This is a genomic window from Mycobacterium arosiense ATCC BAA-1401 = DSM 45069 (assembly GCF_002086125.1).
Taxonomy (GTDB): domain Bacteria; phylum Actinomycetota; class Actinomycetes; order Mycobacteriales; family Mycobacteriaceae; genus Mycobacterium; species Mycobacterium arosiense.
In genome coordinates, this window is sequence record NZ_MVHG01000129.1 from 1 (window position 1) to 9,452 (window position 9,452).

Here is a 9,452-nt window from a genome sequence, read left to right on the forward strand (position 1 = left end):
CCGTCGTCTACCGCGGCGCAGCAGTCCTACGCGCCATCACCCTCTGGCTACCCCATTTGTCAGACACGCCCTAGCCGATCGCAATCTCGATTTCATCCCCCAGGGCATAGCCCGGTGTGAGCGGGAGCCGGTCGCCGCTCCAGAACGACCCCGGGTCGAAGTAGTTCGAATACTTCTCCGTGGCGAGCAATCCCATTTCCTCGTAGGTGATCGCCACCGTCTCCGCGCAGCAGGCCGCTTCCAGGCCGAGTCGCTGGCGTTCCTTGCGCCGTTGTGTCGATTCGCGAACCTTCTTGTCCACTATAGGGATTCCCGCTGCCCAGTCGTATGCGTTCGGGAGTCGGCCGCGCAGCCACCGGCCGGTCAACCGCATGGTGGTGGGAAACGCGGTGCCGTCCATGCGCGCGATCACGCGCAGCAGGTTGTTCTCTTGCTCGGCGGTGGCCGGCGGCGTCAGCTGGCGTAGCCAGCAGCGTTGGTGGTAGCGCTGCGACCACTGCAACACCGATTGCGCAAGGTCGTTGAGTTGCACGCCACGATGATTCGTCCCGCTCCACAGGTCGACGAGCTTGTCACCCAGTTCGGCATGCCAGATCAGCGGCGGCAAGTCGTCAATGGCTACCGTCATGCCGACGTGGTTCACCGGGCTGTTCGTCAGCGTCTGAATCGCGCGGTCCGGCCCCGAGCCTCCGCGAAAAAGCCAAAGATCGCCGGTGCGGGTCTCTTCGAGCGCTTGGTTCAAGTTGAGCATCTTGTAAGTTTGTCCGCCGCTGCAGCTTTCGCCATTGCCATCGCCAGTATCGGCCCGGCGGCACGGCACGCGCGATGCGTTTGCCGAACGTTGCCGGCACACAAGTCAATCACAACCGGGCCATGACGACCCGGCGGCGCATAGCCTGATGTTATGCGCAATGTGTGGAAGTGGCTGGGATTGGCCGGTGCCGCCGGTGTCGTCGCCGGGGGCGTGCTGGTCGTCCGCGACCAGCGCAAGCGGCGGGCATACACCGCGGACCAGGTCCGAGACCGCCTGCATCAGCGGTTGGCCGAATACAACGGGGACGGCGTTCAGTCCGGCTCGGGATCGCCCGGAGACTCGACGGCGAATAAGCGATAGGTGCCCGAAAACCCCTTCAACTCCACATTGCGGCCGTCGTCGAACCGGATGCCGTCGGAATCGGAAAGCGCGTCGCGCACCGGCTGGCTCACCAGAATCTGCCCGCCCACCGCTTGCGCGGCGACCCGCGCCGCCATCGCGACGTTGCGTCCGAACAGATCGTCGCCGCGGCGCACCGAGCGGCCCATGTGGATCCCGATCCGAACGCGAATCTCTTCGCGCCGCTTGCGATTTGCCTCCCTGCGCATGGCGTGCTGCAGGTCGATACCGCAGCGGACCGCGTCCTGCGCGCGGGCGAAGGCGATCATGAATCCGTCGCCCTGGCTCTTCACCACATGACCGGATCGTCGCCGCACCAGATCTGAGACCAGCTTGTCATGCGAGCTGATCAGCTTGACGAAGGCCCGGTCGCCGATCCGCTCGTTGAGCGCGGTGGACTCCTCGATGTCGGAGAACAGGATCACCACCCGGCCGTCCGGGGTGACGCGAGCGAGGTCGGGTCGCTCGACTTCGGCCCAGTCCGCGAGGTCTTCGATGCTGCTGCGCACCGCCGCGCCGAAGCCTTCCTTGCGCATCAGGTTGGCGGTGTCCCACACCCTCTTGACGGCCTCGCGGCCGCCCGACAGCAACTGATTGCGGGTGTCGGTCCGTTGGCGCAACTCGTCGATTTCCTGCTGACCGCGCACCAGCATCCGCCACAGTACGATCAGTGCGATACCTTCGATCGCGGCGATCCCGGCCAGAACGTAGACCGTGACGTGCAGCGCGTCAGCCATGCCGGTCATCCTTTCAAGGCCGCGGTCGGCCCAGGTTGTCGGCCCTATCGGCAGTGTCTAGTGTTGACTCCGCCGGCCGCGGGTAGTGATCTCAAGGGGAGCCGATCAGGTGACTTTCTGGAGGAACGGTTTTGGCCGAGGACGACAGTAACCCATCTGACCTGCTGGTGGTCTTCGGAATCACCGGTGACCTGGCGCGAAAAATGACGTTCCGGGCGCTCTACCGGCTCGAGCGCCGCGACATGCTCAACCACCCGATCGTGGGTGTGGCCAGTGACGACATCAGCGTCGAACAGTTGAAGGACAGGGCGCGCGACGCGATCAAGGCGTCGGGGGAGCAGTTCGATGACGCCGTCTTCGATCGGCTGGCCGACCGGCTGTCCTACCTGCACGGCGACGTCACCGACGCCGACCTCTACATGCGGCTGGCCAAGAAGATCCCGTCGGATTCTTGCCCGCTCTATTACCTGGAAATGCCTCCCGCCTTGTTCGCGCCCATCGTGGAAAACCTGGCGAAAGCCAACCTGCTGGAACGGGCCCGGGTGGCGGTGGAAAAACCCTTCGGCCACGACTTGGACTCGGCGCGCGACCTCAACGCCCGACTGCGCGCGGTGCTCGACGAAGACCAAATCCTGCGCGTGGACCACTTTTTGGGCAAACAACCCGTCGAGGAGCTGCAATACCTGCGGTTCGCGAATAACGGCCTGGCCAAGCTGTGGGACCGCGACAGCATCTCCGAGATCCACCTCACCATGGCCGAGGATTTCGGGATCGAGGACCGCGGCAAGTTCTACGATGCGGTGGGCGCGCTTCGCGACGTCGTGCAAAATCACCTACTGCAGGTGCTTGCCCTGGTCGCCATGGAGCCTCCGGTCGGCGCCGGCGCCGACGACCTGAACGACAAGAAGGCCGAGGTGTTCCGGGCGATGCCCGCCCTGGATCCGGAGCGCTGCGTGCGCGGACAGTACCGCGGTTACACCGATGTCGCCGGTGTCGCAAAGGATTCCACCACCGAGACCTACATCGCGCTACGGACCGAGATCGACAACTGGCGCTGGGCCGGCGTGCCGATCTTCCTGCGCGCCGGAAAAGCGCTGCCGGACAAGGTCACCGAGGTCCGGATGTTTCTGCACCACGTTCCGGGGTTTTCATTTCTGCCCAATCGCCGGCCCCCCGAGTGCAATCAGATCGTGCTGCGCATCGACCCCGATCCCGGGATGCGGCTGCAATTGTCCGCACAGGCGGGCGATTCATGGCACGACGTCCACCTGGACTCGTCGTTCGCCGAGGACCTCGGCGAACCGGTACGGCCCTACGAGCGCCTGCTTTACGCCGCGTTCAACGGAGATCGCCAGTTGTTCGCCCGGGAAGACGCCATCGAAGAAACGTGGCGAATCGTACAGCCGGTGCTGGACAAGCCGGGCCGAATCCACCTTTACGACCAGGGCTCCTGGGGACCCGAGGCCGCGCAGGCGCTGGTGCGTGGTCACCACAGCTGGCAAGAGCCGTGGCTGCCGCGCAGCACGCCCAAGAAACAGTGAGGAGACTGAAGACACGATGCAGCTCGGAATGATCGGCCTCGGCCGGATGGGCGCGAACATCGTCCGCCGCGTGGTCAAGGACGGGCACGAATGCGTGGTCTACGACCACAATCCCGACGCGGTCAAGGCGATGGAGGGGGACGACAAGACCACCGGGGTGTCCTCCCTGAAAGAACTCGCCGAGAAGCTGACGGCACCGCGGCTGGTTTGGGTGATGGTGCCGGCCGGGACCATCACCACCGGGGTGATCGACGAGCTGGCCGAGACGCTCGACTCCGGGGACATCGTCATCGACGGCGGCAACTCCTACTACCGTGACGACATCCGCCACGCAAAGACGCTGTCGGAAAAGGGAATTCACCTACTGGATTGCGGTACCAGCGGCGGCGTGTGGGGCCGGGAACGCGGCTACTGCCTGATGATCGGCGGCGACGACGAGGCTTTCCTACACGCCGAACCGATCTTTGCCAGCGTCGCACCGGGCGTCGAGGCCGCGGCGCGCACGCCGGGTCGCGAAGGCGAGGTCGCGCGGTCGGAGCAGGGCTATTTGCATTGCGGCCCGTCCGGCGCCGGGCACTTCGTGAAGATGGTGCACAACGGCATCGAGTACGGCATGATGGCCTCGCTCGCCGAGGGCTTGAACATTCTGCGCAATGCCGACATCGGCAAGCAGGTGCAGGAGGGTGACGCCGAAACCGCACCGCTGGAGCACCCCGAGTTCTACCAGTACGACTTCGACATCCCCGAGGTCGCCGAGGTGTGGCGGCGCGGCAGCGTCATTGGGTCCTGGTTGCTGGACTTGACCGCGATCGCCCTGCACGAATCGCCGGAACTCAAAGAGTTCTCCGGCCGGGTCTCCGACTCCGGGGAGGGCCGCTGGACCGCCATCGCGGCGATCGACGAGGGGGTGCCGTCGCCGGTGCTGACGACCGCGCTGCAGTCGCGCTTCGCGTCGCGTTCGCTCGACGACTTCGCCAACAAGGCACTCTCGGCGATGCGTAAGCAATTCGGCGGGCACGCGGAGAAGCCGGCGAACTAGCGGCGGTTGACGAAGGCCACCACCGCGTCGCTGAACGCATCGTTGTCGTCACCGGCCGCGGTGTGGCCGGCGTTGGACAGCTCGACGAATTCCGCGCGCGGGACGGTGGCCAGGAAGTGCCGCACACCCTCGGGGCTCACCACGTCGGACAGCTTGCCGCGGATCAGCAACACGGGGATGGTCAGGCCCTTGGCTGCCTGCTCGAAGCTCTCGGTGCGCAGTTCGGGATCGTCGCCCGGCTTGGTCATGAACGCCGGATCCCAGTGCCAGTACCAGCGGCCGTCGCGCAGGCGCAGATTCTTTTTCAGGCCCTCGGGGCTGCGCGGCTTGCTCCGGTAGGGCAGGTAGGCGGCGACGGCGTCGGCCGCCTGCTCCAGCGAGTCGAAGCCGTCGAGGCCGCTGAACATGAAATCGCGGATCCGGGCGCTGCCGCCCTTTTCGAACCGGGGCACCACGTCGACGAGGACCAGTCGGGTCACTTTCGCCGGGCCGGCCCGGTGCGCGGCGAGGATGCCCGTCAGGCCGCCCATGCTGGCCCCGATGATCGTCACCGGCCGACCGATCGCGTCCAGGACCCGCATGACGTCGCCCGTCAGCGTCTCGATTTCGTAGTCGGCGTCGGGTGAGCGGGCGCTGTCTCCGTGTCCTCGCGAATCCAGCGCCACCACGTGCAGCCCCTCATCGGCCAGCGTTTGGCCGGTGTTTTTCCAGGAAAACCGATTCTGGCCGCCCCCGTGCAACATCAGGATGCTCGGCCGCCCGGCGCCGTCGGAGCCGCGGTTCCATTCGTCGGCGATCAGGGTGATCCCGCCGACACCGGCAAACTCAACCGTCTCGGGACTGCTGCTGACGGTACTCATGCGGTCTGACGTTACATAGGCCGGTTAAGCACTGTTGCGCGGGTGGACGACGCGGTGAGTTTGCCTCGCTGACGGGGTCTATCCCTAGCAGCACCCACGAGCCGTCAAGGAGGCCCCGGACATGCCATCGATCACCCCGTCGTTGTGGTTCGACGACAACCTGGAGGAAGCCGCCAAGTTCTACACGTCGGTGTTCCCCGACTCCCACATCGAGGGCTTCAACTGGACCACCGACGCCGGGCCGGGCGAGCCCGGTACCGTCCTGTCCGGCAGCTTCGTGCTGGACGGCACTCGGTTCATCGGGATCAACGGCGGCCCGCACTTCAAGTTCACCGAAGCGGTGTCCTTCACGATCCACTGCAAGGACCAAAATGAGGTCGATTACTACTGGGACCGGTTGACCGACGGGGGCGAGGAGTCGCAATGCGGCTGGCTCAAGGACCGCTTCGGGCTGAGCTGGCAAATCGTCCCGGACCGGCTGTACGAACTGGTCAGCGATCCGGATCGCAGCCGGGCGGCGGCGGCCACCAACGCCATGTATGGCATGCGCAAGATCGTCATCGCCGAGCTGGAACGAGCCGCCGCGGTGCGCGAGTGAAAACCGCTGCTGCAGCGATGCTTTGACGACGTATCGACCAAGTTCGGTGCGTCGCGAGGCCACACAGGTTAGGTTGATCCCTGCGGAGGCGTCGAGCAGGGAGTGAACATGGCTGAACCAGGCTGGATCGACGTGACCGGGCCGGCGGGCGATCTCAAGGCCCTCACCTGGGGGCCGAACGACGGTCCCATCGCGTTGTGCCTGCATGGCTTCCCCGACACGCCCTATGGCTGGCGCAAAGTCGCGCCGCGGCTCGCATCGGCGGGGTGGCGGGTGGTCGCGCCGTTCATGCGCGGATACGCGCCGTCGTCGATCCCGGTCGACGGCAGCTATCAGGTCGGTGCGTTGATGGACGACGCCCTGCGGGTCCGTGAGGCCGCGGGCGGCACCGAGAACGACGCGATCATCGGCCACGACTGGGGCGCGATCGCCGGCACCGGCCTGGCCGCCATGCCCGACAGCCCGTTCACCAAGGCGGTGATCATGTCGGTGCCACCGGCGGCGGCGTTTCGGCGGCGCGCCGGTGGTGCGGCCGAGCGGGGCCGGCTGGCCGCCCATCTGGCGCGCCAGGTTTTCCGCAGCTGGTACATCGTCTACTTCCAATTGCCTTGGCTGCCAGAGCGTTCCGCGTCCTGGGTGTTACCGCTGCTGTGGCGGCGGTGGTCGCCCGGCTATCGAGCCGACGAGGATTTGCGGCACGTCGACGCCGCGATCGGGGCGCCGGAGAGCTGGCGCGCGGCGTTGGGACCGTATCGCGCCACCATTCGCGACACCCGGCCGCCGGCGCGGTATGCCGCGCTGAACGAGCTGTGGACCGAAGAACCCGTGCTGCCCTGCCTATACCTGCACGGCCGCGACGACGGTTGCATGACACCGGCTTTCGCGCGCTGGGCCGAGAAGGTGCTGCCTTCGGGCAGCGAGGTCGGCATCGTCGAACATGCCGGTCACTTCCTGCAGCTCGAACAACCCGACAAGGTCGCCGACCTGGTGCTCGGGTTCATCGGCTCACCCGGCTGATAACCGTGTCTGTGTCGGGGCACCGGATGGCCGCCGTCGATGCGCAGTTCTACTGGATGTCGGCCAAGATCCCCAACGACGAATTCCTGCTCTACGCGTTCGACGGCGAGCCCGCCGACTACCCGCGCGCCGTCGAGCGACTCTGCGGGCGGGCCAGCGCCGAGCCGGCGCTGGCGATACGGGTGAGAGACCGGAACCGGCTGCGCTACCCGCGGTGGGTGCGGGCGGCGGTCACGCCCCACCAGGTGGCCCGCCACGAGCCGGCCGATGACAGCTGGGACGGCGTGCTGGCGGCGGTGGCCGGCCTCGCCGACGACCAATTGGACATCCGCCGGATGGCCTGGCGCCTACACGTTTTCACGCCGGTGCGCGGCATTCCGGGTGCCGCCGGACCCGGGACGGTCGCGGTGCTGCAGGTCGCGCACGCGCTGGCCGACGGCGCCCGCTCTGCGGCGATGGCGGCCTGGCTGTTCGGCCGGCCGCAGCCGGTGCCGCAGGTGCCCGCCCCACGCCCCGGCTTCCTGCCATGGCGGACCGCACAGGCGGCGCGTGCCCACCGCGCGCTACAGCGCGACATCCGCGCTGGCCGGCTGGCCGCCGGGTCCGGTTCGCGTCCGGTGCTGCCGACGAACGCGTGTCCCGACGGCGCCCGCGCGGTGCGGACGTTGGTGCGACACCGCTCGCAGCTGCCGGGCCCGAAGGTCACCGTGGGCGTGCTGAGCGCGATATCCCAGGCGCTCGCCAACCTGCTTGGTGGCCAATGCGATTCTCTGGGCGCCGAGGTGCCGATGGCCAAGCCCGGTGTGCGGCGGGCATACAACCACTTCGCCAACGTGGTGGTGGGGCTGTACCCGAACCTCGGAGCCGATGCCCGCGCCGACCGGATCGCGGCCGACTTGGCCAACGGCCGGCGCCGGTTCGAGCATCCTTCCAGCCTGGCCGCCGACCGCGCGTTCGCCGCGGTGCCCGCCGGACTCTTGCGTTGGGGCATAGAACAATTCGATGCGCAGGAGCGCGCGACGCAGGTGTCGGGTAACACCGTGGTATCCAGCGTCAACCGCGGTGCGGCCGACCTCAGCTTCGGCGGCGCACCGGTGGTGCTGACGTCGGGATATCCGGCGCTCTCGCCGATGATGGGGCTGACGCACGGCGTGCACGGCATCGGCGACACCATCGCGATCAGCGTGCACGCGGCGGCGTCGGCCGTGCCCGATATCGATGCCTACCTGGCGCTGCTCGACGCGGCGCTCTAATTCCCGCGGGTGGCTCGACCTGCCGTCCAGCAACACCACGGAGTGCTCGATGGGCGGAACGTCTCGTCTGCTTGACTCGGTTCGGCGGGCGCCGCCTCGTTCGGTACGAGCCGTGGTGCACCCCCTTTGTGGCGTAGCTGATGATCGGGTGCACGTCGAACGCCCGCAATGTTCCCACACGGACCAGCGGATCAAGCGACATAGCTGCTCGGCGGCTCTTGTCTTGCCACCGGGCCCATGATCTAGGTTTACAGTTATGACTTCATATGACACGTTCCATGACCTCGGAGTGTTGATCTTGCGGCTGGTGTTGGGCGTGACGTTGGCGGCGCACGGCTACAACAAGTTCTTCGGCGGCGGCCGCATCCCGGGTACCGCGCGCTGGTTCGAGAGCATCGGCATGAAGCCCGGCAAGTTCCACGCCACCGTGGCGGCGACCACCGAAATGGCCGCCGGCCTGGGCCTGGCGGCCGGCTTTCTGACCCCGATCCCGGCGGCGGGCTTCGTGTCGCTGATGCTGGTCGCGGCCTGGACCGTGCACCGCGCCAACGGCTTCTTCATCGTTAAGGAGGGCTGGGAGTACAACCTGGTGCTGGCGGTCAGCGCAGTCGGCGTGGCCACGCTGGGCGCGGGCAAGTACAGCCTGGACTACCTGGTCTTCGGGAAGAACTGGATGGACGGCTGGCAGGGCCTGGTGATCGCGGCGGCGCTGGGCTTGGTCGGGGCCATCGGCCAACTGCTAATCTTCTACCGGCCGCCGGCCAAGCAAACCCAGTAGTCGGCGGAGGTTAGCACCTGACGAACGGCATTCGGCCAAAAGGGTTTTCAGTGTCAGCAGAAGCGAAATCGGAGACCCATCGCCGAGACGCCGATCACCCGGACAGCGCCGCGGATTGTCGGCGTCCACGGTCTGACCTGTGGCGGTCGTTTTTTGCCAACATCGCCCAGATCTTCCTGATGCCGCAGTGGTACTTCGGATTACTGTTTCTCACGCGTTGCACGGCGCGGTCGCTGACCAACCCGCAGCGGGAGTAAGCATCCTTCCGGATGAGCGTGGCGCATGGGCGCGCATCCTCGGCACCGATCCGCCAGCGGTGCAGACGGCCCTGCGCCGCGCCTGGGATGCGGTGCGATGCTTGTTGATCGGCGTGCCGGCGCCGGTGTTGCGCAAGACTTAGCTACGGGTCGTCGTCCGTATCGGCCAGCAGCTTTTCCGGGTGGTGGTAGGTGTTGGTGCGGGGTTGGCCGTGGTCG

At 66.9% G+C, this 9,452-nt stretch carries 11 protein-coding genes; 7 read left to right on the plus strand and 4 right to left on the minus strand.

The window, feature by feature from the left end; translation table 11 throughout:
• Window positions 1-70: 70 nt before the first annotated feature.
• On the minus strand, window positions 71-751 hold the full coding sequence (locus BST14_RS26575) for a guanylate cyclase (RefSeq protein ID WP_083067284.1): 681 nt from the start codon (window positions 749-751) through the stop codon (window positions 71-73).
• Window positions 752-904: 153 nt separating this feature from the next.
• Between BST14_RS26575 and BST14_RS26580 the strand changes: the two genes are divergently transcribed.
• Entirely contained in the window at window positions 905-1,114 is a 210-nt protein-coding gene (locus BST14_RS26580; RefSeq protein WP_083067285.1) for a hypothetical protein, read from the plus strand.
• Here the strand turns inward: BST14_RS26580 and BST14_RS26585 are convergent.
• Window positions 1,066-1,899, minus strand: a complete 834-nt coding sequence (locus BST14_RS26585; RefSeq protein ID WP_083067286.1) for an adenylate/guanylate cyclase domain-containing protein — start codon at window positions 1,897-1,899, stop codon at window positions 1,066-1,068. The two genes, BST14_RS26580 and BST14_RS26585, sit on opposite strands and share 49 nt — an antisense overlap.
• Window positions 1,900-2,021: 122 nt before the next feature.
• On the opposite strand from BST14_RS26585, the gene BST14_RS26590 reads away from it, so the two are divergent.
• Window positions 2,022-3,431 carry a glucose-6-phosphate dehydrogenase gene (locus BST14_RS26590; protein ID WP_083067287.1) on the plus strand — a complete coding sequence of 470 codons (1,410 nt, stop codon included), beginning with the start codon at window positions 2,022-2,024 and terminating at the stop codon, window positions 3,429-3,431.
• A gap of 16 nt (window positions 3,432-3,447) precedes the next feature.
• Window positions 3,448-4,470 (plus strand): phosphogluconate dehydrogenase (NAD(+)-dependent, decarboxylating), encoded by a 1,023-nt coding sequence (gene gnd / locus BST14_RS26595; RefSeq protein WP_083067288.1) that lies wholly within the window; start codon window positions 3,448-3,450, stop codon window positions 4,468-4,470.
• Here the strand turns inward: gnd and BST14_RS26600 are convergent.
• Entirely contained in the window at window positions 4,467-5,330 is an 864-nt protein-coding gene (locus BST14_RS26600; RefSeq protein ID WP_083067289.1) for an alpha/beta fold hydrolase, read from the minus strand. The genes gnd and BST14_RS26600 overlap by 4 nt on opposite strands.
• A gap of 121 nt (window positions 5,331-5,451) precedes the next feature.
• Between BST14_RS26600 and BST14_RS26605 the strand changes: the two genes are divergently transcribed.
• The 4 genes from BST14_RS26605 (at window position 5,452) to BST14_RS26620 (ending at window position 8,976) form a co-directional block, all read left to right on the plus strand.
• Window positions 5,452-5,928 carry a VOC family protein gene (locus tag BST14_RS26605; RefSeq protein ID WP_083067290.1) on the plus strand — a complete coding sequence of 159 codons (477 nt, stop codon included), beginning with the start codon at window positions 5,452-5,454 and terminating at the stop codon, window positions 5,926-5,928.
• A 108-nt stretch (window positions 5,929-6,036) separates the two neighbouring features.
• Window positions 6,037-6,945, plus strand: a complete 909-nt coding sequence (locus tag BST14_RS26610; protein WP_083067293.1) for an alpha/beta fold hydrolase — start codon at window positions 6,037-6,039, stop codon at window positions 6,943-6,945.
• Between the two features lie 11 nt (window positions 6,946-6,956).
• The gene (locus BST14_RS26615; RefSeq protein ID WP_245845773.1) at window positions 6,957-8,198 is read left to right on the plus strand and encodes a WS/DGAT domain-containing protein; all 1,242 of its coding nucleotides are present in this window, start codon (window positions 6,957-6,959) and stop codon (window positions 8,196-8,198) included.
• Between the two features lie 256 nt (window positions 8,199-8,454).
• Entirely contained in the window at window positions 8,455-8,976 is a 522-nt protein-coding gene (locus BST14_RS26620) for a DoxX family protein (RefSeq protein ID WP_083067291.1), read from the plus strand.
• Between the two features lie 400 nt (window positions 8,977-9,376).
• On the opposite strand, the gene BST14_RS31245 is transcribed toward BST14_RS26620, so the two are convergent.
• Window positions 9,377-9,452 (minus strand): hypothetical protein (locus tag BST14_RS31245; protein WP_245845375.1); only part of this gene is annotated, 76 nt, incomplete at its 5' end.

What these genes read in the sequence shown, in the direction of transcription:
- BST14_RS26575 (WP_083067284.1), bottom strand. Translation starts at nt 751, where the DNA reads ATGCTCAACTTGAACCAAGCGCTCGAAGAGACCCGCACCGGCGATCTT.
- BST14_RS26580 (WP_083067285.1), top strand. Translation starts at nt 905, where the DNA reads ATGCGCAATGTGTGGAAGTGGCTGGGATTGGCCGGTGCCGCCGGTGTC.
- BST14_RS26585 (WP_083067286.1), bottom strand. Translation starts at nt 1,899, where the DNA reads ATGACCGGCATGGCTGACGCGCTGCACGTCACGGTCTACGTTCTGGCC.
- gnd (WP_083067288.1), top strand. Translation starts at nt 3,448, where the DNA reads ATGCAGCTCGGAATGATCGGCCTCGGCCGGATGGGCGCGAACATCGTC.
- BST14_RS26600 (WP_083067289.1), bottom strand. Translation starts at nt 5,330, where the DNA reads ATGAGTACCGTCAGCAGCAGTCCCGAGACGGTTGAGTTTGCCGGTGTC.
- BST14_RS26605 (WP_083067290.1), top strand. Translation starts at nt 5,452, where the DNA reads ATGCCATCGATCACCCCGTCGTTGTGGTTCGACGACAACCTGGAGGAA.
- BST14_RS26610 (WP_083067293.1), top strand. Translation starts at nt 6,037, where the DNA reads ATGGCTGAACCAGGCTGGATCGACGTGACCGGGCCGGCGGGCGATCTC.
- BST14_RS26620 (WP_083067291.1), top strand. Translation starts at nt 8,455, where the DNA reads ATGACTTCATATGACACGTTCCATGACCTCGGAGTGTTGATCTTGCGG.